General features: G+C 64.2%; 20 protein-coding genes. 9 read left to right on the forward strand and 11 right to left on the reverse strand.

Annotated elements, in window-relative coordinates:
* Positions 1-3 precede the first annotated feature (3 nt).
* The gene (locus AC1ROT_RS15600; protein ID WP_493000076.1) at positions 4-1,593 is read left to right on the forward strand and encodes a class I SAM-dependent DNA methyltransferase; all 1,590 of its coding nucleotides are present in this window, start codon (positions 4-6) and stop codon (positions 1,591-1,593) included.
* Here the strand turns inward: AC1ROT_RS15600 and AC1ROT_RS15605 are convergent.
* From AC1ROT_RS15605 to AC1ROT_RS15615, 3 genes are all read right to left on the reverse strand, one after another.
* Positions 1,590-2,483, reverse strand: coding sequence for a DMT family transporter (locus AC1ROT_RS15605; RefSeq protein WP_493000078.1), 894 nt, complete (start codon positions 2,481-2,483; stop codon positions 1,590-1,592). The genes AC1ROT_RS15600 and AC1ROT_RS15605 overlap by 4 nt on opposite strands.
* Positions 2,480-3,676 (reverse strand): MFS transporter, encoded by a 1,197-nt coding sequence (locus AC1ROT_RS15610; RefSeq protein ID WP_492971652.1) that lies wholly within the window; start codon positions 3,674-3,676, stop codon positions 2,480-2,482. Before AC1ROT_RS15610 ends, AC1ROT_RS15605 begins: the two co-directional genes overlap by 4 nt.
* A 100-nt stretch (positions 3,677-3,776) precedes the next feature.
* Positions 3,777-4,799 (reverse strand): ABC transporter substrate-binding protein, encoded by a 1,023-nt coding sequence (locus tag AC1ROT_RS15615; protein ID WP_492971651.1) that lies wholly within the window; start codon positions 4,797-4,799, stop codon positions 3,777-3,779.
* 348 nt (positions 4,800-5,147) lie between these two features.
* On the opposite strand from AC1ROT_RS15615, the gene AC1ROT_RS15620 reads away from it, so the two are divergent.
* The 4 genes from AC1ROT_RS15620 (at position 5,148) to AC1ROT_RS15635 (ending at position 11,029) form a co-directional block, all read left to right on the forward strand.
* The gene (locus AC1ROT_RS15620; RefSeq protein WP_493000080.1) at positions 5,148-6,350 is read left to right on the forward strand and encodes a pyridoxal phosphate-dependent aminotransferase; all 1,203 of its coding nucleotides are present in this window, start codon (positions 5,148-5,150) and stop codon (positions 6,348-6,350) included.
* A 107-nt stretch (positions 6,351-6,457) separates the two neighbouring features.
* Positions 6,458-6,730: a ribbon-helix-helix domain-containing protein gene (locus AC1ROT_RS15625; protein WP_492971649.1), complete on the forward strand. Its 273-nt coding sequence runs from the start codon at positions 6,458-6,460 to the stop codon at positions 6,728-6,730.
* A gap of 76 nt (positions 6,731-6,806) precedes the next feature.
* The gene (locus tag AC1ROT_RS15630; RefSeq protein ID WP_493000082.1) at positions 6,807-7,940 is read left to right on the forward strand and encodes an efflux RND transporter periplasmic adaptor subunit; all 1,134 of its coding nucleotides are present in this window, start codon (positions 6,807-6,809) and stop codon (positions 7,938-7,940) included.
* Positions 7,937-11,029: an efflux RND transporter permease subunit gene (locus tag AC1ROT_RS15635; protein WP_493000084.1), complete on the forward strand. Its 3,093-nt coding sequence runs from the start codon at positions 7,937-7,939 to the stop codon at positions 11,027-11,029. Before AC1ROT_RS15630 ends, AC1ROT_RS15635 begins: the two co-directional genes overlap by 4 nt.
* A gap of 9 nt (positions 11,030-11,038) precedes the next feature.
* Here the strand turns inward: AC1ROT_RS15635 and AC1ROT_RS15640 are convergent, their stop codons facing one another.
* From AC1ROT_RS15640 to AC1ROT_RS15670, 7 genes are all read right to left on the reverse strand, one after another.
* Complete coding sequence (locus AC1ROT_RS15640) at positions 11,039-11,389, reverse strand: hypothetical protein (protein ID WP_493000086.1); 351 nt, start codon at positions 11,387-11,389, stop codon at positions 11,039-11,041.
* A 142-nt stretch (positions 11,390-11,531) separates the two neighbouring features.
* Positions 11,532-12,530 (reverse strand): ABC transporter ATP-binding protein, encoded by a 999-nt coding sequence (locus AC1ROT_RS15645; RefSeq protein WP_493000088.1) that lies wholly within the window; start codon positions 12,528-12,530, stop codon positions 11,532-11,534.
* On the reverse strand, positions 12,527-13,522 hold the full coding sequence (locus tag AC1ROT_RS15650) for an ABC transporter ATP-binding protein (protein ID WP_492971644.1): 996 nt from the start codon (positions 13,520-13,522) through the stop codon (positions 12,527-12,529). Before AC1ROT_RS15650 ends, AC1ROT_RS15645 begins: the two co-directional genes overlap by 4 nt.
* Positions 13,523-13,529: 7 nt before the next feature.
* Positions 13,530-14,456 (reverse strand): ABC transporter permease, encoded by a 927-nt coding sequence (locus tag AC1ROT_RS15655; RefSeq protein WP_492971643.1) that lies wholly within the window; start codon positions 14,454-14,456, stop codon positions 13,530-13,532.
* Positions 14,453-15,427, reverse strand: coding sequence for an ABC transporter permease (locus tag AC1ROT_RS15660; protein ID WP_492971642.1), 975 nt, complete (start codon positions 15,425-15,427; stop codon positions 14,453-14,455). The genes AC1ROT_RS15655 and AC1ROT_RS15660 overlap by 4 nt, the downstream gene beginning before the upstream one ends.
* A gap of 237 nt (positions 15,428-15,664) precedes the next feature.
* Entirely contained in the window at positions 15,665-16,291 is a 627-nt protein-coding gene (locus AC1ROT_RS15665) for a cell cycle transcriptional regulator TrcR (protein WP_492971641.1), read from the reverse strand.
* 144 nt (positions 16,292-16,435) lie between these two features.
* Positions 16,436-17,431 carry an NAD(P)H-quinone oxidoreductase gene (locus AC1ROT_RS15670; RefSeq protein WP_493000089.1) on the reverse strand — a complete coding sequence of 332 codons (996 nt, stop codon included), beginning with the start codon at positions 17,429-17,431 and terminating at the stop codon, positions 16,436-16,438.
* Between the two features lie 127 nt (positions 17,432-17,558).
* Between AC1ROT_RS15670 and AC1ROT_RS15675 the strand changes: the two genes are divergently transcribed.
* Positions 17,559-17,735 carry a DUF1192 family protein gene (locus AC1ROT_RS15675; protein WP_492971639.1) on the forward strand — a complete coding sequence of 59 codons (177 nt, stop codon included), beginning with the start codon at positions 17,559-17,561 and terminating at the stop codon, positions 17,733-17,735.
* Between the two features lie 230 nt (positions 17,736-17,965).
* On the opposite strand, the gene AC1ROT_RS15680 is transcribed toward AC1ROT_RS15675, so the two are convergent.
* Positions 17,966-18,598 (reverse strand): TetR/AcrR family transcriptional regulator, encoded by a 633-nt coding sequence (locus AC1ROT_RS15680; protein ID WP_493000091.1) that lies wholly within the window; start codon positions 18,596-18,598, stop codon positions 17,966-17,968.
* 317 nt (positions 18,599-18,915) lie between these two features.
* Here AC1ROT_RS15680 and AC1ROT_RS15685 point away from each other — a divergent pair, with 317 nt between their 5' ends.
* From AC1ROT_RS15685 to thiE, 3 genes are read left to right on the forward strand one after another with little or no spacing between them, the layout of a single operon-like run.
* Positions 18,916-20,229, forward strand: a complete 1,314-nt coding sequence (locus AC1ROT_RS15685) for an O-acetylhomoserine aminocarboxypropyltransferase (RefSeq protein WP_493000093.1) — start codon at positions 18,916-18,918, stop codon at positions 20,227-20,229.
* Positions 20,230-20,247: 18 nt separating this feature from the next.
* Complete coding sequence (locus AC1ROT_RS15690) at positions 20,248-21,042, forward strand: alpha/beta fold hydrolase (protein ID WP_493000095.1); 795 nt, start codon at positions 20,248-20,250, stop codon at positions 21,040-21,042.
* Between the two features lie 4 nt (positions 21,043-21,046).
* Positions 21,047-21,703: a thiamine phosphate synthase gene (gene thiE, locus AC1ROT_RS15695; RefSeq protein ID WP_492971634.1), complete on the forward strand. Its 657-nt coding sequence runs from the start codon at positions 21,047-21,049 to the stop codon at positions 21,701-21,703.
* The last annotated feature ends 29 nt before the right edge of the window (positions 21,704-21,732 follow it).

Genomic DNA, 21,732 nt, shown 5'->3' on the forward strand with positions numbered 1-21,732 from the left:
CCCATGAATCGTAAGGACAGGCGCGCGCAGAAAAAGGCCGGTGGCGGCGGGCCGCTCAGGCCCGGCCCGGTTCGTCGTCCGGTGATGGCGCGCGGCCCGACGGCGATCAGCAACATGCTGATGAACCTGGGCGGCGTACAGGCCACAGTTCCGCCAGCGCCGGTGGCAACCGGCGCGCCGGTCGATCCCGTGCATGCCGCCCTGGCGCAGCTGCGGCTGAACGAAACCCTCGCCGCCCAGCTCGTGAAACAGGAACTGGCGTTGCGCGAGCATCCCGATTCCGTGGCTCTGCTGCACGCAGTGGCGCGCCTGCAGGTGCGACTGGACCGCCGCGCCGATGCGCTGGTCACCTACCGGCGTCTGCTGACGGTGGAGCCGGGGCAGGCCGAAGCCAAGCATATGATCGCCGTTCTGTCGGGCCATGCGCCCGACCAGCCCGATGCGGCCTATGTGGAAAAACTGTTCGACAGTTTTGCCGACAGTTTCGACGACAAGCTGACCAACTGGCTGGAATACAAGGCCCCGCAGCATGTGGCAGCCGTCGTCCGCGCGGCATTGCAGAATGCGCGGGCCACCCGGGCCATTGATCTGGGTTGCGGCACTGGCCTGCTGGGCCCTGAAGTCCGCAGCCTGTGCGGACGGCTGGACGGCGTCGACCTGTCGTCGCGCATGGTGGAAAAGGCCCGGGCGCGGGGTTACGACGAACTGATCGTGGGCGAGATCGTCGCCACGCTGCAGCAGCGCGCTGGTACCTACGATCTGGCCTGTGCCGCTGATGTACTGTCGTATTTCGGCGATCTGCGCGCGGTGTTTGCGGCCGTGCATGACAGCCTGCACGATAACGGCATTTTTGTCGCCACGGTGGAGAAGGGCGCCGGCGCCCGGTATCACGCGGCCAAGACCGGGCGCTATCAGCACGGCGAGGCTTATCTGCGCAAGCGCGCGACCGAGGCCGGTTTCGCCCTGCTCAGCCTGGACGAGATCGTGCTGCGGCGGGAAGAGAACCAGGATGTCCGCGGCTTCGTCTTTGCGCTCCGCCGGCTGGCGGTCGACGAGCCGGGGGCTGAAGTCGCGCTTTCCACCGACGAACTGATCGCCGGCCTGGATGCGCCGGGGGCGGCACTGGTGCTGGCGGCGGCGCAGCAGGTGATCGGCGGCGGCTATACGGTCGGCTGGGCTGTCGATCTGGGCGGCTATCTTGGCCGGCATATTTCCGCCCTGCGCCAGATCAGCCAGCATCTGGACATGGTGTCGCCGGATGAAGCGCGCAGCCGCCGCGCCTTTGAAGCCGGCCTCTATGACGATTGCGATACCGAAGCGCTGCTTCCCTTCCTGGAGGGCCGGCCGGATCACTTCGACCTGATCCTGGCGGCCGACATGCAGTCGCAACTGGCGGACCTGCCGCTGTTCTTTTCGGCCGTGAAGATTGCGCTGGCTGTGGCGGGCGCCTTCATCGGCGTATTGCCGGCGGAGGGTTACGGAGAAGCCGCGCTGCGCGAGATGGCGAAGGCGGAAGGCCTGATCGTTCTGGCTGTCGAAAGCGTGACGCTGGCTGATGGACGCGCCGGTCTTTGCCTGGTGGCCGAGAGCTAGGCGGCGGCGGATCTGGTGGTCGCCACGCGGGTCAGAACCAGCCCGGTGATGACCACGGCGGCACCGATCAGCTGCGCGGCCGAGACATGCTCGTCCAGGAAGGCAATCGCACTCAGCATGGCGAAGACCGGGATCAGATAGGAATAGATCACCGACCGGGCAACGCCGAGCCGCTGGATGCCTTCATACCAGAACAGATAGCCCAGGGCGCCGGCCAGGATGGCCGTGTAGAGGAAGGACGCCCAGTGTCCGGTGCCCATGGCGCTCCATTGCATGTCGCCCCAGCCCCAGAGCATGGCCGGCGTCAGCAGCAGTGCACCGAACAGCATTGACCAGCCCGAGACATAGAGCGGACCCAGACGGGTCAGATAGGGCGGCGAAAGCACCGAAAAGAGCGCCCAGCAGAAGGCGACGGCCAGGAACAGCAGGTCGCCGACGATATGGCCGCCGCCCAGCGTAAGTGTGGTGAGGCTGTTGTTGATGACCAGGAAGACGCCGCTGAAGGACAGCAGTACGCCGCACCAGGCCAGCACCGGCAGGCGCTGGCCGCGCAGGCTGCTGAAGATCATGGCCCAGATCGGCGAGGTCGCGACCAGAATGGCGCCCTTCGATGCCGTGCTGAGCGACAGGGCATTGGTCCACAGCAACTGCATCATCGTGATGCCGAGGAAACCGAGACCGGTGAGCGCCAGCAGGTCGCGGCGATGCGGCAGCTTCAGGCCCTCGCGCCAGGCCAGCACGATCATCAGGGTGACGGCCGCGAGCAGGTAGCGCGTGGAGGCATAGACCGTGGGCGGCATGATGCCGAGCACGTATTTCGCGGTCGGGAAGGTGTTGCCCCAGATGATGACCGTCAGCAGCAGGTAGGCGTCGCCGCGCTCGAACTTCATGCCGCGCTCCTCCGTTCGACGGCACGCAGGCCGAATGCCAGCAGCATACCGAGGCAACCGGCGGCAAGCAGCAGCCAGCGGCCCTGCGTCCAGCCGCCAAAGTGGGTGACGAGCGCGGCCAGTGTCGGCGGCCCGATGAAGGAGCCGATGTTGAGCAGTTGCACCACAACACCGTTCACGGTGGCGATTTCAGACGGATCGCGGGCTTGACCCGGCACGCTGGCCAGCACCGCGGCCGGCAGCATGCCACCGAAGCCGCTGGCGGCCATGGCGAGCGCAATGCGTAGCAGCACCGGCAGGTCCGGTGCGAAACAGGACACGCCGAAGATGCCCATGCCGAGGCTGACGGTGGCGATGATGGCCCAGCGCGGGAGGCCGCGATGCATGAGCGCGGCGGCGCTGGTGGTACCCACGGCATTGACCAGCACCACCAGAGCAACGCCGATGGCGATACCGGTGCTGCCGATCAGGCCGCTGTCATGCAGGTAGGTCGGCATCCATGTGACGATGCAGAACCATTGCGTGGTGTAGCTGGCAAAGCAGCCGGCCAGCAGCCAGGGACCGGGACGGCGAAGCGCCGCGACGCTGAAGGCGCGGGCGCGCGGCAGGGTGGCGCCGGCGGTCAGACGGTCGATCACGATGGCGGCGATCAGCAGGATGGCTGACATGACGATCCACAGGCCGCGCCAGTCGAGCAGCCCCAGGCTGACCAGCAAAGCGCCCAGCAGGCCGCCGGCGACGCCCAGCGGCATGTAGCTGCTCCAGAAGCCGAGCGCCAGGCTGCGCTGTGCCGGTGCGGCCGCCGTAGCGACGAGGCTGGGGCCGCAGACCACGGTCAGCACGAAGCCGCAGCCCTCCACCAGTCTTGCGGCCAGCAGGGCGATGGTGCCGCCGGGCCCATCCGGCGCCAGCGCACCGCCGAGGCTTCCCAGTGCGGCAACCAGCAGGCCGAGGCTGACGCTGCGGCGGCCTATGCGGTCGCTGGCGAAGCCGGCCAGGATGCCTAGGCTGGCGCCGATCAGGTTGACGGAGGAGGCGAGCAGGCCGCCGAGCACCAGGTCGAGGCCGAATTCGGCGCGCAGCTGGGTCAGCAGCGGCGGCAGCTTGCCGATCTGCATGGAAACAATGATGCCGGCGGCAATGACGGCGAAAACCGCCTGCCAGTTGGTCCGGGTCGGGTGCGTGGGCTGCATTTTATGAATGAGACGGACTGGGTAAGCGTAACGAAACAGGCAAAAAGAAAGCGGCGGGGTTTCCCCCGCCGCTGCATTGTATCAGCTTTTCAGGAGCCGATCACGGCAACATGCGCTCGGCCTTGGCCGGCAGGAAGCCTTCCTCGAACAGGTCGGTCGCCTTCGGCGCCTTGTCCAGGCCGATAGCCGAGGCCACCGCATCCGAAGAACGCTGCAGGCGGGCCAGGTCGACGCCGCCGAAGCCATTCTGCTTCACCCAGCTGGTCACCACGTTGCGCTCCAGCGACATCTTCAGGCGTTTCATTTCCAGCGCTTCGTCGACCAGACCGTCGCGGGTTTTGGCGGCTTTCACGCCGACTTCCGGATTGGCGACGATTTCCTTCCAGGCCTTGATGGTCGCGCTGATCACGGCCTTCACGGCGGCCGGATTTTCCTTCATGAACTTCGGCGAGGCGACAATGGCGTTGCCATAGAAGTCCATGCCGGCATCGGCATAGGAAAAGACCTGGATATCGCTGGCCGGCACGCCGATCTTTTCGAGATCGAGCATCGACGAGAAGTAGTGGCCGCTGATGAAATCCACGCTGCCGTTCTTCAGGCTCGGTTCGCGCAGCGGCGGCTGCAGGTTGATGAAGGTGACCTTGCTCTTGTCGATGCCGACCTTGGCGGCATAGGCCGGGAACAGCTTGAACGAGGCGTCAAAGACCGGCGCGCCCAGCTTCTTGCCTTCCATGTCCTTGGGCGACTTAATGCCCGAGGACTTCAGCGCATAGAGGCCCATCGGGGCGGCGTCATAGGCCATCATCACGGCCTTCACCTGGCCGTCCGGGTTCTTCGCGTTGTATTCGATCAGCGCGTTGACGTCGGCGAAGCCCATTTCATAGGCGCCGGTGGCAACGCGCTGCAGCGCGCCGGCCGAGCCCTGGCCCGCGTCGATGGTGATATCGACGCCAGCCGCCTTGTAGTAGCCCTTCTGCTCAGCGAGCAGGAACGCCGATGTCGGGCCCTGGAAGGCCCAGTCGAGCGTGAATTTCAGCTTGGTCTGGGCGTTGGCCGTGCCGGCGGCACCCAGCGCCAGCGCAAGGCCAGCCGCCGCAAAGGTAAACGTGCGAGCGAAGGTCATAATGAGAAGTCTCCCCGGTAAACATTATCCTGGCCGATCTTTGCGAGTCGGGTCGCAGCAGGCCCGGCAGTCTATGCCGGGGTATGCACACCCGCCAAGCGTGAATCGGACGCAGGCCCGAGGGAAACTGTATGCAATTCTGAGTCCAATCTGTTTACGGCGGCGATATGCGGGAAATTAAGCTGCCAATGGGGTTAATCGGTGAAGTTGCCCAACGTGCCGCCGTGCTGCCTGCTTTTGCGGCAAAACATTGTCACGGCGACAAGTTGATATGTTGCACCGCCCATAGGCCGGACGTATGGTTCGCCCGCCTTTTCCCACGCTCGCGCCTAGGAGTCGCAAAACGTCATGGCCTTCCTGTCCGAAGCTCTCGGTCGCATCAAGCCGTCTGCCACCATTGCCGCCACCCAGAAGGCCCGCGCGCTCAAGGCCGCCGGCCGCGACGTGATCGGCCTCGGCGCCGGCGAACCGGATTTCGAGACCCCGGCCAATATCCGCGACGCTGCCAAGGCGGCGATTGATCGCGGCGAGACGCGCTACACCGATGTGGACGGCACGGCCGCGCTGAAGCAGGCGATCGTCGCCAAGTTCAAGCGCGAGAACAGCCTGGACTATAAGCCCGAGCAGATCAGCGTCGGCACCGGCGGCAAGCAGGTGCTGTTCAATGCGCTGCTCTCCACCGTGAATCCGGGCGATGAAGTGATCATCCCGGCGCCCTACTGGGTCAGCTACCCCGATATCGTCAACTTCGCCGGCGGTACCCCGGTCTTCGTCACCGGCGCCGCCGAGGACGGCTTCAAGCTGCGCGCCGATGCGCTGGAGAAGGCGATCACGCCGAAGACCAAGTGGGTGATCCTGAATTCGCCGTCCAATCCGTCCGGCGCCGCCTATACGCGCGACGAACTGAAGGCGCTGACCGACGTGCTGGTGCGCCATCCGCATGTCTGGATCCTGACCGACGACATGTACGAACATCTGGTCTACGACAATTTCGTCTTCACCACGCCTGCCCAGGTGGAGCCGGCGCTCTATGAGCGCACGCTGACCATGAACGGCGTGTCGAAGGCCTATTGCATGACTGGCTGGCGTATCGGCTATGCCGGCGGCCCGGTGCAGCTGATCAAGGCCATGTCGGGCCTGCAGTCGCAGTCGACCTCCAATCCCTCCTCGATCAGCCAGGCGGCTGCCGTGGAAGCGCTGAACGGCCCGCAGGACTTCATTCCGAAGAACAACGCCGTGTTCAAGCAGCGCCGCGATCTGGTGGTGTCGATGCTGAACCAGGCCAAGGGCATCCAGTGCCCGAAGCCGGAAGGCGCCTTCTATGTCTATCCGAGCTGCGCCGGCACCATCGGCAAGACCTCGAAGGGCGGCGTGAAGATCGCCAGCGATCTGGATTTCGCCAACGCACTGCTCGAAGAGAAGGGCGTTGCCGTGGTCTTCGGCGAGGCCTTCGGCCTCGCACCGCATTTCCGCATTTCTTACGCTACGTCAACCGAAGCGCTGAAAGATGCCTGCGGCCGCATCCAGGAGTTCTGTGCCCAACTTTCCTAAGGGTAACTGGTGACGGCCGTCACGCGGGCCCGGAAGGCTGTCTTGGCGCGGAAATCTGCCGATGCTAAGCAGCCTTCATCGCGGCCATCTGGCCGCGCAGGTTCGATATGCCAACGACGGTAAAAAAACGCTCCGTCGTCGTCGGCGGCCACCGCACCAGCATCTCCCTGGAACAGGCGTTCTGGGAGGTCATGCAGGTTCTGGCGGCGCGCGACGGCAAGACCATCAACCAGATGGTCAGCGATATCGATGCTGCGCGGACGGGCAATCTTTCGAGCGCAATCCGGGTGTGGGTCCTGGAACGCGCAAAGGAAGGGCTGCTGACACCGGAGGACACCGCCGACAGAGCGGCGCCGACGGCAGGGAAGCAAGAGCAGTAGCGTACGGCGTTCGGGGGAAGTTTCACATTTTGTTGGGTTGAGCGCTCCCGCGCGGCCGTTCGCAGAAAAGGCGGCTATGAGTGCGATCGGTCTGAAGTTCACCGCCACGGCTTCGGCCCTGGCAGCGGTTCTGTTGCTTGCGGCTTGCGAGCAGGCGGCTCCGCCGCCCGAGCCGATCCGGCCGGTGCGGGTCACCACGGCATCGCCGCAGATTTATGAAAGCCGCTCGACCTATACCGGCGAAGTCCGCGCCCGCTACGAAACCAATCTGGCCTTCCGGGTTGGCGGCAAGATCGTGGCCCGCTATGTCGAAATCGGCTCGGAGGTGAAAAAAGGCACGGTCCTGGCCCGCCTCGACCCGGAAGACACCCGTCTGGCCATCCAGAATGCCCGCGCCCAGATGAGCGCCGCCCAGGCCAACTTCAACCAGGCGCAGACCGAGCTCGGCCGCTACAAGAAGCTGTTCGACAGCAAGGTGATCAGCCAGGCTGAACTGGATCGCCGGCAGAATACCTACAACACGGCCGAAGCCCAGCTCGACAGTGCGCGGTCCCAGATGCGGGTTGCGCAGAACCAGATGGATTACACCGAGCTGCATGCCGATGCCGACGGCGTCGTCACGGCGATTGGCGTCGAGTCCGGCCAGGTGGTTGCGGCCGGCCAGACGGTGATGAAGCTGGCCCGGCCCGAAGAAAAGGAAGTGGTGTTCAACGTTTCCGAGAACCGCCTCGAGGAACTGCGCAACGCCACCGCCATTGCCCTGAATCTGTGGGCGCAGCCCGACCGCGACTATGCCGGCGTCGTGCGCGAGATCGCGCCCGGCGCCGATCCGGCCACGCGCACCTATGCCGTGAAGGTCAGCGTCCAGGCCGCGCCGCCGAGCATGCGGCTGGGTATGACGGCAACGGTGGCCATCCTGCGCCGTGCTGATGCCTCCGTGGTGGCGCTGCCGCTGTCGGCACTCTACCAGGATGGCGACAAGCCGGCCGTCTGGATCTATGTCGGTGAAAGCAATGCAGGCCAGGGTAAAGTGGAGCTGCGCCCGGTGCGGGTGGCGGCCTATATCGAGAAAGCCGTTCTGATCGCCGATGGCCTGAAAGCCGGCGAGAAGGTTGTCACCGCCGGGGTGCATAAGCTGATCCCCGGACAGGTGGTGCGCCTGCTGCCCGAAACCCAGTCCGCCATTGCCGGCGTGGGGATCAAGTCGTGAGCGTTACGCCTGCCGATCCCGAGACCGGACACGACCGCTTCAATCTTTCCGCCTGGGCTTTAGGCCATCGCAGCCTGATCGGTTTTCTGATGGTGTTGCTGCTGGCGGCCGGTGCGATGTCCTACATGCAGCTGGGCCGTGCCGAAGATCCTGACTTCACCTTCAAGGTGATGATCGTGCGCACCAACTGGCCCGGCGCCACCGCGCGCGAGGTCGAGCAGCAGGTTACCGACAAGATCGAGAAGAAGCTGCAGGAAACCCCGTATCTCGACAACGTGCGCAGCTATTCCAAGGCTGCGGAGTCGACGATCTTTGTCGCCTTGCGCGACAGTACGCCGCCGAAAATGGTGCCCGATATCTGGTACCAGGTCCGCAAGAAAGTTGGCGATATCCGCAACACCCTGCCGCAGGGCGCCCAGGGTCCGTTCTTCAACGACGAGTTCGGCGATACCTTCGGTACCATTTACGCCTTTACCTCGGATGGCTTCACCCATCGCGAGCTGAAGGATTACGTAGAGGATGTGCGCGAGGAGCTTCTGCGCATCCGCGATGTCGGCAAGGCCGACCTTCTGGGCGTGCAGCCCGAACGCATCTTTATCGAGTTCTCCAACAAGAAGCTGGCGAATCTGGGGATCAATCCGCAGCAGATCATCAGCGTGATCCAGCAGCAGAACGACCAGACGGCATCGGGTGTGGTGCAGACGGCATCGGACCGCATCGCCACCCGGGTCAGCGGCGACCTGGCCACGGCGCGCGCCCTGCAGGAACTGTCCTTCCAGGCCAATGGCAAACTGATCCGGCTGGGCGACATCGCCGATATCAAGCGCGACTATGCCGATCCGCCGGCGGCGCATATGCGGTTCAACGGCCAGGATGTGATCGGCCTGTCGATCTCGATGGCCAAGGGCGGCAACATGATCGAGTTGGGCAAGCAGCTGGAAGCCACCATGGCCCGGCTGAAGGCCGATATGCCGGTCGGCATCGACGTGCAGAAGGTGGCCGACCAGCCGACCGTGGTGCAGCGCTCGATCTCGGAATTCATGCAGGTACTGCTGGAAGCCGTGGTGATCGTGCTGGGCGTCAGCTTCCTCAGCCTCGGTCTGCGCAGCGGCCTGGTGGTGATGTTCTGCATTCCGCTGGTGCTGGCGATCACCTTTGTCTGCATGCAGATATTCGGCATCGATTTCCACCGCATTTCGCTGGGCGCACTGATCATCTCGCTCGGATTGCTGGTCGACGATGCGATCATCGCCGTGGAAATGATGCAGGTGAAAATGGAGCAGGGGTTTGATCGCCTGCGTGCGGCCAGCTTTGCCTACACCACCACGGCCTTCCCGATGCTGACCGGCACGCTGATCACGGCGGCGGGCTTTGTACCGGTCGGATTCGCCAAATCTTCGGCGGGCGAGTACACCTTCTCGATCTTTGCTGTCGTCACCATTTCGTTGCTGGTGTCATGGGTGGTGGCGGTGATTTTCACCCCCTATATCGGATATACTCTGCTGCCGACGCCAAAGGCCGGCCATGGCCACAGCGAAGATGTCTATCACCGCGGCATTTATCGCTATGTGCGCGCTGTGGTCGAATGGTGCGTGGCGCGGCGCTGGATCGTGATCGGCGCCACCATCGGCATCTTCATGCTCAGCGTGTTCGGCTTCGGCTTTGTGCAGCAGCAGTTCTTCCCCTCGTCCAACCGGCCCGAGCTGATGGTGGATCTGCGTCTGCCGCAGGGCGCGTCGATTGCCGCGACCGAGGAAGAGGCCCTGAAGCTGGAGGCGTTGCTGAAGGGCGATGCCGACGTGGTGAATTACACGACCTATGTCGGCAGCGGATCGCCACGCTTCTACCTGCCGCTGGATGTGCAGCTGCCGACCGATAATTTTGCCCAGGTCGTCGTGCTGACCAAGGGCGACGCCGAGCGCGAGCGCGTCCGCTCCAAGCTGGTCACGGCTTTCCAGGAGGACTTCACCCTGCTGCGCGGGCGTGTGAACCGTCTCGAAAACGGCCCGCCGGTTGGTTTCCCGGTGCAGTTCCGCGTCAGCGGTCCGGATCCGATGGAGGTGCGCCGCATTGCTTTCCAGGTCGCGGATATCATGCGCGTCAATCCGAATACGCGCGACGTCAATCTGGACTGGAACGAGCTGTCGAAAGCCGTGCTTCTGGATGTCGACCAGGCCAAGGCGCGGCTGCTGGGCATCTCGTCGCAGGATCTCGCGACCACGATGAATTCCATCGTGTCGGGTATCACGGTCACGCAGTATCGCGAGGGTCGCGAACTGATTGATGTGGTGGCGCGCTCCGAGGCTGCGGAACGTCTCAGCCTGACCGGGATCAAGGATGTGAATGTGGCCGGTGCGGAAAGCACCCGGCCGGTGCCGCTCAGCCAGGTGGCTGAAATCCGCTATGCGCTGGAGGAAGGCATCATCTGGCGGCGTGATCGCCAGCCAGTGATCCTGGTGCGCGCCGATATCGTCGACGGTATCCAGGCGCCGGTCGTATCGTTGCAGATCGAGCCGAAACTGAATGATCTGCGCAAACAGTTGCCGCCGAACTACCGCATCGTCATGGGTGGCGCCATCGAGGAAAGCGCCAAGGCCAATGCCTCGATCGGTGCCGTGGTGCCGGTGATGATCATGATCATGGTGACTCTGCTGATGGTGCAGCTGCAGTCGGTTTCGCGCATGCTGCTGGTGCTGCTGACGGCGCCGTTGGGCCTGATCGGCGTCACCCTGGGCCTGCTGGTCTTCCATGTGCCCTTCGGCTTCGTCGCCATGCTGGGCGCCATCGCGCTGGCAGGCATGATTATGCGCAACTCGGTGATCCTGGTCGATCAGATCGAACAGGATATCAAGGCGGGCGAGCCGGCCTGGGAAGCGATCATCAATGCCACGCTGCGGCGCTTCCGGCCGATCATCCTGACCGCGCTGGCCGCGATCTTAGGGATGATTCCGCTCTCAACCAGCAACTTCTGGGGACCGATGGCCTTCACCATCATCGGCGGCCTGCTGGTGGCGACGCTGCTGACCGTGCTGTTCCTGCCGGCGCTGTACGCCGCCTGGTTCCGGGTGAAGCGGCCAGTTGCTGCCTGAGCTGAAAGGCTACAGGGTCGACTCGATGTTGACCTTGTCGGCCTTCACCTTGCTGGGCGTGGTGACGGGCTGATCGGTCCAGTCCTCGCCGCCCGTGACCACGCAGGCACGTCCGTCAGCGCTGGTCATCAGAAGCGTCCAGGAGCCGCTCTGCGAGACCAGCAGTTCAACGATGCGGTCGCCGACGACGCCGGCGGCCTGAGGCTGTTCGCCAAACCGCTTCTCCAGCATCTTGCCCATCTCATCGCGCAGGCCGCAGAGCATCGGTTGCTGCTGGGCCTGAGCGGATGGAATGCTGATGCCGGTGGTGGCGATGGTGGCTGTGAAGATAAACGCACTGGTAAAGACGGCCTTGCGCATGGCTGGCCTCCTTGCGGTGTGTACGTCCACGTCCTGCAGACGCTTCATTCACACCGACAAACTACACAATGGGTCTTAAAGTTCCGTTTTCAAGGGTGCCGGTGCCGTGACACGGCCGTGACCAAAATCGGACGCGGCCGGATCAGGCCGCGTCGTTGAGGTGGCAGGCCGAGAGCCGGCCGGGAGCAATCTCTTTCAAAGCAGGCACTTCCGTTCTGCAGCGGTCGAAAGCCTTGGGGCAGCGCGGATGGAAATGGCATCCCGGCGGCGGATTCAGCGGCGAGGGGATTTCGCCCTTCACCGGCATGTAGTCGCGGCGCTCGGCCACCAGCTTCGGCGCTTCGGCCAGCAGGGCCTGGGTATACGGATGATTGGGCGCGGCAAACATCTGCTCGGTCGGCGCGCTTTCCACCACGCGGCCGAGATACATGATCACCACGCGATCGGAGATATGCTCGACGACCGACAGATTGTGGCTGATGAACAAATAGGTCAGGCCCAGCTGCTCGCGCAGGTCCATGAACAGGTTCAGCACCTGGGCCTGGATCGAAACATCCAGTGCGGCCACGGCTTCGTCGCAGACGATGAACTTCGGCTGCACGGCGAGTGCGCGGGCGATGCCGATGCGCTGGCGCTGGCCACCGGAGAACTGGTGGGGATAGCGGCGGCGATAGCGCGGGTCGAGGCCGACCTGCAGCATGATCTTCTCGACGTATGCCCCCATCTCGCTGCGCTTGATCAGGCCATGCGCCACCGGCGCCTCGCCGATGATCTCTTCCACCCGCATGCGCGGATTGAGCGAGGCATAGGGGTCCTGGAAGATCATCTGGACGCCGAGTTTGTAGGCGCGCTCTTCGGCGCCGGTCCGGTCGGCGACGACCTTGCCGCGATAGCTGATGGCACCCTCGGTGGGCTCCATGATGCCGGCCACGATGCGGCCCAGCGTGGATTTGCCGCAGCCGCTTTCGCCGACCAGGCCAACCACTTCGCCTTCCTGGATCGACAGGTCGACATGGTTCACCGCATGGACGGCGCGCTCTTTCAGGCCGGCACCGAACAGGTTGGCGATTCTGGCGGCGATATCCAGGCGCCAGACGAAGCGCTTGGAAATGCCTTTCAGTTCAAGAATGGGGGTAGTCACGAGGCGACCTCCGCCGGGCTCAGCGGCTTGGCATCGAAGGGGTGGTGACAACGCGCCAGATGGCCCGGATGCAGTTCCGCCAGCTCCGGCATGGTGTCGCACAGGGCATCGGCCCGGGTGCAGCGGGCCTTGAAGCGGCAGCCGGGCGGCAGATTGAGCGGCGCCGGAGCCATGCCGGGAATCTGGAACAGGCGCTTGCCACGCGGCATGGCGCCGGGCACCGAGCCGATCAGGCCACGGGTATAGGGATGCTGCGGCCGTTCGATCACCGTCGCGGTGCTGCCGGTCTCCACGATCCGGCCGGCATACATCACCATGATGCGGTCGGCCAGACCGGCCACGACGGACAGGTCATGGGTGATCCAGATCAGGGCCGTGCCGGTATCGCGGCAGAGCTTGCGCATTTCATAGAGAATCTGCCCCTGGATGGTGACATCCAGCGCCGTAGTGGGTTCGTCGGCAATAATCAGGTCGGGCTTGTGCAACAGGGCGGTGGCGATGGCGATGCGCTGGCGCATGCCGCCGGAGAACTGGTGCGGATAGGATTTCAGGCGATCTTCCGGCGCGGCAATGCCGACCGACTGCAGGGCTTCGATGCAGCGGGCGCGGGCGGCCTTGTCGCTGACCTTCTCATGGGCCTGCACCGTCTCGATCATCTGGGTGTCGACGCGCAGAACCGGGTTCAGCGTCATCATCGGATCCTGGAAGATCATCGCGATGCGGGCGCCACGTAGATCGCGCAGGCGTTCCGGACTGGCGGTGGTCAGTTCCTCACCCTTGTACTGGATGCTGCCGGCGGCGATGCGGCCGGGCGGGTCGATCAGGCCAAGAATCGAGAAGCCGGTGATGGATTTGCCCGAGCCGGACTCGCCGACGAGGCCAAGGATTTCGCCGGCCTCGACCGAGAAGCTGACGCCGTCGACGGCACGTACGATGCCGTCTCGGGTCGGGAAATGGGTTTCGAGATTGTCGACCTGGAGCGTAGCGGTCATGGATGAATCAGCGCTTGAGGCGGGGGTTGAGCACGTCGCGCAGCTGGTCGCCGACGAGGTTGATGGCGATGATCACCAGGGTGAGCACCACGCCGGGGAACAGCGAAATCCAGTAGACGCCGCTGAGCAGGTAGTCGAAGCCGTTGGCGATCAGCATGCCAAGGGACGGCTCAGTCACCGGCACACCGAGGCCGAGGAAGCTGAGCGTCGCCTCCAGCGTGATGGCGCGGGCGATGTTGATGGTGGCGATCACGATCAGGGGCGGCAGGCAGTTGGGCAGCAGATGCTTGAGCAGCATGCGGGTACGGCTGAGGCCCAGGCATCGTGCGGCCTCGACATATTCCTTGTTGCGCTCCACCAGGGCGGCGCCATGGGCGGCGCGGGCGAAATAGGCCCACTGCACGGCGATCAGCGCGACAATCACCTTGTCGACGCCATTGCCCAGGACGGCCAGCAGGATCAGGGCGATCAGGATGGCAGGGAAGGACAGCTGGATATCGACGAAGCGCATGATGAGGGCGTCGACCTTGCCGCCGCTATAGGCGGCCAGCAGGCCGGCCACCGCGCCGATGCTGAGCGCCAGAACCACCGATACGACGCCAACCATCAGGCTGATGCGCAGGCCATAGAGCATGGCGCTGAGCATGTCGCGACCCTGGCCGTCGCTGCCGAGCAGGAAGGTAAAGCCGTCGCCAGCCTTTTCCCCCGGTGCCTGGCGTGCATCCATGATGTCCAGGATCGCCAGGTCATAGGGGTTCTGCGGCGAGAGATACGGCGCCAGCAAGGCGGCGGTCAGCGACAGCACCAGCAGCACCAGGCCGAATACGGCCAGTTTGCTTTCGGCGAATTCGGCGACGATGCGCTTCCACGGCGCTTCGGTCTTGGCCAGCGGGGCGCCGGTGGTCGCGGTTGCGACAGCAGGAGCCTGGCTCATTTTGCCTCTCCCAGCCGCACGCGCGGATCGAGCACGGAATACAGAATGTCGACAATCAGGCTGATGATGACCAGCAGGAAGACGACGACGATCAGATAGGCCACCACAACGGGGCGGTCGAGATGCACGATCGAGTCGATCAACAGCTTGCCCATGCCGGGCCAGGAGAAGATCGTCTCGGTGATCACCGCAAAGGCGATCAGCGAGCCGAGTTCCAGGCCGGTGACCGTGGTGATCGGCACCATGATGTTCTTCAGGATATGCACGCCGATGACGCGCCGCTCGTTCAGGCCCTTGGCGCGCGCAAATTTCACATAGTCCATCAGCATCACCTCGCGCGCGGTGGCGCGTGCCAGACGGATGATGAGCGCGCATTTCGACAGGCCGAGCGTCAGTGCCGGCAGCGCCAGGTATTTCCATCCGGTGGCCGACAGGAAGCTGACCTGGATGCCGAGCAGCTCCATGGTCGGGCCGCGCCCCGAAGCCGGCAGCCAGCCGAGCTGCACGGCGAACACCATGATGAGCATCAGGCCGACCCAGAAATTCGGCAGCGAGAAGCCCAGCACCGAGCCGGCCATGATGGCGCGGGCGGCAAAGGTTTCGTGACGCAGGCCAGCATAGAGGCCAAGCGGCACGCCGATCACGACGGAGAGGAAGGTGGCGATGAGAGCAAGCTCCAGGGTCGCCGGCATGCGCTCCAGGATCAGGTTGATCGCCGGCTGGCCGAAGACGAAGGACTTGCCGAACTCGCCCTTCAGGGCGGAGAACAGGAAGGTGAGATACTGTTCCCACATCGGCCGGTCGAGGCCGAGCGCGCGTGCGATGGATTCGCGATCCATCTCGGTCGCTTCCGGGCTGACCAGGATGGCGAGCGGATCGCCGATCATGTAGATGCCGACGAAGACCAGCACCGACATGACCGCCATGACCAATGCCGCCTGCATCAGGCGTCTGATAATGAAAACAAGCATGACTTAAAGACGCCCCGAAACCCTGTTGCGCCGGTGCCAAATTCTGGTCATTCGCCGGCTCTCCTGAAACCAGCCTATACCGGAATCCATATGCAGTGCCTAGGTTTTGTTGCTGAATGACCTGATAACGCGCCGACATGGCCCCGCAGCGCCGAACCACCGGGTGCGATTGGTTCGCAAACGAGAAGCGCCGCCGATCATGCAATCGGCGGCGCCATAATCTCTATGCAACCAGAGTTATTCGTCGCTGGCTGCAGCCGGCTCGGCGGCGGGCGCTTCGGCGGCCGATACTTCACGCGTCTTGGCACGGGCTTCACGCGCGTCGCGCTTTTCCTTGTTGTCGCGGCGCTTGGCCGCCAGGATCAGCACGCGGTCCAGCTCGGTCTGGCTGCAGATGCCGAGATACACGGGATCGCGCGGCTTGATGTTGGCATGATTGGGATGCGTGTGGTTCTTCACACGATCGATCGTCGCCTTGGTGGTGCCGAGCAGCTTCTGCACCTGCGCGGTCGGCACTTCCGGATGATACTTCAGCAGCCAGGCGATGGCGTCGGGACGATCCTGGCGCTTCGACACCGGCGTATACTTGGCGCCCTTGGTCTTCTGACGCTGCAGCGGCACGCTGGGAGCCAGCAGGCGCAGGTCGGCGGAGGCATCGGCTTCCACGCGCTCGATCTCGCCGGCGGCAAGCTGGCCATTGGCGACCGGATCGAGGCCGACGATGCCGACCGCCACTTCGCCATCGGCAATGCCCTTCACTTCCAGCGGATGCAGGCCGCAGAACCGGCCGATCTGGTCGAAGGTCAGCTTCGTGTTGTCGATCAGCCACACGGCAGTGGCTTTCGGCATCAACGGCAACGCCATGGGTAAATCCTCATCATGCGGGAGCCGCGTCCCGGGTCTTCAGGGCGGCCCGTCCCGCGGGGCTTAAACTGGAAAATCGGGCGTAATATAGTGCATCGGACGGGGGGTGCAACCGCCCGACGCCTGCTAAGTCGTTGTTTTTAATTAGATCGTCAGCAAAACTTTGCCGACATGGTCGCCATGGTCGATCCGGGCATGGGCCTGGGCCGCCTGATCCAGCGGAAACCGGCTGTCGATGATGGCCTTCAGGCGGCCATCGGCAAAGGCCGGCCAGACTTTCTCCTCGAGCGCCCGGGCGATGGCGGCCTTGAAGGCCACCGGCCGGGGCCGCAGCGTCGAACCGGTGACGGTCAGGCGGCGGCGCATCAGCACGCTCAGGTCGCCTTCGCCCTTCGGCCCGCCCTGTACGGCGATCAGCACCAGGCGGCCGTCCTCGGCCAGGCTTTTGATGTTGGGGGCGAAATACTTGCCGCCGACCATGTCGAGGATGACATCGACGCCCTGGCCGCCGGTCAGCTCGGCGATGCGGGCGGCGAAATCCTCGGTCTTGTAGTTGATCGCCTTCTCGGCGCCGATGCTTTCGCAGAAGCGGCATTTCTCGTCGGTGCCGGCGGTGACGAAGATGCGTTTCGCACCCAGCAGTTTCGCCAGCTGGATCGCCGCAACGCCGATGCCCGAGGCGCCGCCATGGATCAGGATGCTTTCCCCGGCCTGCAGGCGGCCGCGATCGGCGATATTCGTCCACACGGTGAACCAGTTTTCCGGCAGGGCCGCGGCTTCAGCCATATCGAGGCCGGTGGGCACCGGCAGGCATTGTTCGGCCGGCGCGATGCAGTAGGTGGCGTAACCGCCGCCGGCGACCAGCGCGCAGACCTTGTCGCCCAGCTTCCATCTCTGAACGCCATCTCCAACAGCAGCGATCTCGCCGGCCACTTCCAGGCCGGGATAGTCCGGCGCACCGGGCGGCGGCGGATACATGCCGGCGCGCTGCAGCACATCGGGGCGATTGACGCCGGCGGCATGGACCTTGATCAGCACTTCGCCTTCTGCCGGTTGCGGCACGGCGCGCTGGGCGGGCTTCAGCACTTCCGGCCCGCCAGGCTGGCTGATTTCGATAATGGTCATTTGCTGCGGCAGCATGGTTTTCTCCGTATGGCGACCACTGATCTAACGGCCGGCCGGCCCTGCGGCAAGGCGGCAGGTTTCGCTTTATCGGCGGTTGCCCGGGCGAATAGAATGCGGCCGATGCGATGGACGGGAGGCCGGCATGGACTGGGATGAAGCACAGACGCGCAAACCGGCGCTGCCGAAATTCGATGTCATGTCGATCGAGGACCTGGAAAGCCGCATCGCCGATCTGGAAGCCGAAATCGTCACCATCCGGGGCGTGATCAAGCAGAAACAGGCCGCACGCGGCGCAGCGGATACCTTTTTCAAGAAGTGAGACCGTCTCCTTCGTTGCGGTTCATTCGGCTTCGCTGCCGTTCGTTCCGCTTCGTTCGTCTTCGTTTTGCTTCGCTGGCCTTCGTTTCGCTTCGTCCGTGTTCATTGCGGCTCGGGTTGGTCTGCGAGCCTACTGAAATCATGAACATAATAAGAACACTTTAAAGATTTAAAGTCAAGAGCGCTGCAATATCCAGACAAATGACGAAAATTGTCATATGTCAAAATAGCTCAGCGTGCCCGAACAGTTCTCAGGATCATGTCGACGGCGGCCAAGGCGCGGTCGCGCCATACAGTCTTATCCAGTTCCCCGGCCAGACGGGGGTCATGGAACCGGCTCATCAGGTCGTCGAGGCTCTGGGCCAGCTTGTCCGCCGGGTCGCTGCGGAAGGCGCCGGCCGTGGTGCCTTCGGCCAGCAGCCCGGCTAGGTGGCGCCGGATATGGCTGCGATGCTGCAGCAGGATGGCGCGCCGGGTCTGGACGACCTCTTCCAGGACTTCGACCAGGCAGGGGTCAGACAGGTAACGCCTTGTATTTTCAGCATCCGTCAGCAGGAAGGCATGCAGGCGGGCGGCGGGGCTGCGGCCATGATCGCGGGCAATCTCGGCCAGGCGGGTCTCGTCTTCGGCCAGCCAGTGGGTCGCCAGCGCCGCCACGATGGCGCGCTTGTTCTGGTAATGCCGGTAGACCGCGGTGCGGGCAATGCCGGCCTCGGCGGCGATATCCTCTATCCGGGTGCGCTTGCCGCCGATCCGGCGGAAACAGACGAGCGCCGCGTCCAGCAGGCGGTCCTGCACGGGCCCGGCCAGCGGCTCGGCAGCCTCCTGGGGCAGGGCCTGTGACACAGAAGCGGAATTTGTCATGGCGGCGACCATACAGGATCGCGGCGGCTTCACGAAATCTTAAGTGCGCCCGGCCATACTGGCCTCAGTCAGATTTAGTTCGGTCATAGTTTCCTCCCTGTTGTTAGCGACTCAAACAGGCCGCCGAGCTGCTTCGGCGGCCTCTTTTTGCGTGCCTGAAACACTTCGTTACATCGTCTTGACTTGGCGTCGGCCGGCATGGATTAATCGACGCCGTTTCGAGGTTTGAGGTTGTATTGTCGGGTCGCCCGGTCCCAATGCGGATAAGGCGGCCCGCTTTTTTGGCCAGACGCATAAAAACCACCGGGAGGCCCATCATGCTGGAACCGAAATTCCTGCGGTTCGACACCCTCAGCCTGCATGCCGGCCAGCAGCCGGACCCGACGACTGGCGCCCGCGCGGTGCCGATCTACCAAACCACCTCTTATGTCTTCCGCGATGCCGACCATGCAGCCGCGCTGTTCAACCTGGAGCGCGGCGGCCATATCTATTCGCGCATCTCCAATCCCACCGTCGCGGTGCTGGAAGAACGTCTGGCCGCACTGGAAGGCGGCGTCGGCGCCGTCTGCACCGCCTCGGGCCAGGCCGCGCTGCATCTCGCCATCGTCACGCTGATGGGACAGGGCGGCCATATCGTCGCCTCGCGCAACATCTATGGCGGCAGCTACAACATCCTCGTGCATACCCTGCCGCGTTTCGGCATCACCACCACCTTTGTCGATCCGCGCGATCACGCGGCCTGGAAGGCAGCGATCAAGCCGGAGACGCGACTGGTCTTCGGCGAAATCCTCGGCAACCCAGGTCTGGAAGTGCTGGATGTGCCGGCTGTGGCGAAGATCGCCCATGAGGCCGGTCTGCCGCTGATGCTCGATTGCACTTTTGCCACGCCTTACCTGTTCAAGGGCTTCGAGCATGGCGCAGATCTGGTCATGCATTCGGCCACCAAATTCCTCGGCGGCCATGGCGTCGCCATCGGCGGCGCGCTGATCGATTCCGGCCGCTTCGACTGGGAAGCCTCGGGCAAGTTCCCGACTCTGACCGAGCCTTACGCCGGCTATCACGGCCTCGACTTCGCGGAAGAATTCGGCCCGTCTGCTTTCATCATGCGCGCACGCGCCGAAGGCCTGCGCGATTTCGGCGCCTGCATGTCGCCCACCAATGCCTTCCATCTTCTGCAGGGCGTGGAGACGCTGCCGCTGCGCATGGCGCGCCATGTGGAGAACAGCCGCAAGGTGGTGACTTTCCTCAAAAGCCATCCGGCCGTCGCCTGGGTCTCCTATCCCGAACTGGAAGAACATCCCGATCATGCGCTGGCCAAGACGCTGCTGCCGCGCGGCAGCGGCGCGGTGTTCAGCTTCGGCGTCAAGGGCGGGCGCGAAGCCGGCCGTGCGCTGATCGAGACGCTGCAGGTGTTTTCGCATCTGGCCAATGTCGGCGATGCCAAGTCGCTGGTGATCCATCCGGCCAGCACCACCCATCAGCAGATGAGCGCGGCTGAACTCAAGGCGGCCGGCATCGGCGAGGAGCTGGTGCGCCTGTCGGTTGGCCTGGAAGATTCACAGGATCTGATCGACGACCTGAACCAGGCCCTGCGCGCGTCGCAGAAGGTCGTCAAAGCCGCCGCAGAATAAGGCGAGGGGAAACGTACGATGTGGCTCGACGTCGCGGGCAAGAAGATATTCGCCGCCACCGGTGGCAAGGATTTCGACAAGACCAGGCCCACCGTGGTGTTCCTGCACGGCAATGCCTGCGACCATACGGTCTGGGCGATGCAGACGCGCTGGTTCGCCTATCACGGCTATTCGGTGCTGGCGCTCGACCTGCCGGGCAACGGCCGCTCGGAAGGGCCGATGCCGGAAAGCGTCGGTGCCTTCGCCGACTGGCTGCCGCAGCTGCTGGATGCGGCCGGTGTACAGCAGGCTTCACTGGTCGGGCATTCGATGGGCGCGCTGATCGCGCTGGAGACGGCGGCCAAGCATCCGGCACGCGTGAGCCGGATCTCGCTGCTCGGCTTCGGCTATCCGATGGCGGTCAATCCCGAACTGCAGGCGCTGGCCGACAGCGGCGTTTACACGACCGTCGAATTGATGAACGACTGGATGATCGCCAAGAAAAACCAGATGGGCGGCAACAAGGTGCCGGGCTCGTATCTGCTGGGTGGCAGCATCCGCCTGATCGACCGCGCGCCACGCAATGTGCTGGCGCTGGGTTTTCGCGTCTGCAACGGCTATGACACCGGCAAGCAGGCGGTCGCCGCCACCACTGTCCCGGCCCAGATCATCGCGGGCGAGCGCGACCAGATGACGCCGCTGCGCGCCGCGCGCGGCTGGGCGAAAGAATTTAAAGACGGCCGCATCGACGTGTTGCCGGGCTGCGGCCATATGATGATGGGCGAACGCCCCGATGAAACACTGGATGCCCTGAAGGGCTTTATTGCCGGTTGAGTGAATGACAAAAGCATCTGAACAGCGCCTGTATCTGATCACGCCGCCGGCCATCGAGCCGGCAGTCTTCGCGGAAGACCTGAAAAAGGCGCTGGATGCCGGCGACGTCGCCTGTCTGCAACTGCGCCTGAAGGATGGCGAGCAGACGGCCTCCGACAATACCTTCCGCCGCGCGACCGAAGCCCTGCTGCCGGTCTGTCACGAGTACGATGTCGCGCTGCTGATCAACGACCGGCCCGATCTGGCCATCAAGTTCGGTGCGGACGGCGTGCATGTCGGCCAGGACGACGCACCCTATGAAGAAGCGCGCCGCATCCTCGGACCCGACCGCATTGTCGGCGTCACCTGTCACAACTCCCGCCATCTGGCGATGGAAGCTGCCGAAGCCGGCGCCGATTACGTCGCCTTCGGGGCCTTCTTTGCCACCGAAACCAAGCAGCCCAAGACCCGGGCCGAACCCGACCTGATCGACTGGTGGGCCGGCTTGATGGAAGTCCCCTGCGTCGCCATCGGCGGCATCACGGTGGAGAACTGCGGCCCCCTGATCGAGGCCGGCGCCGACTTTCTGGCGGTTTCGGCGGGCGTCTGGCGCCACCCGGAGGGCCCGGCCGCGGCCGTGAAAGCCTTCCATGGGGCGATTGCCAAGCACGGGAAGCGCTGATAGGTTCCGCGGCCTTTCCCAAACGAGCA

Source organism: Ferrovibrio sp. GW821-FHT12E11 (assembly GCF_058806975.1).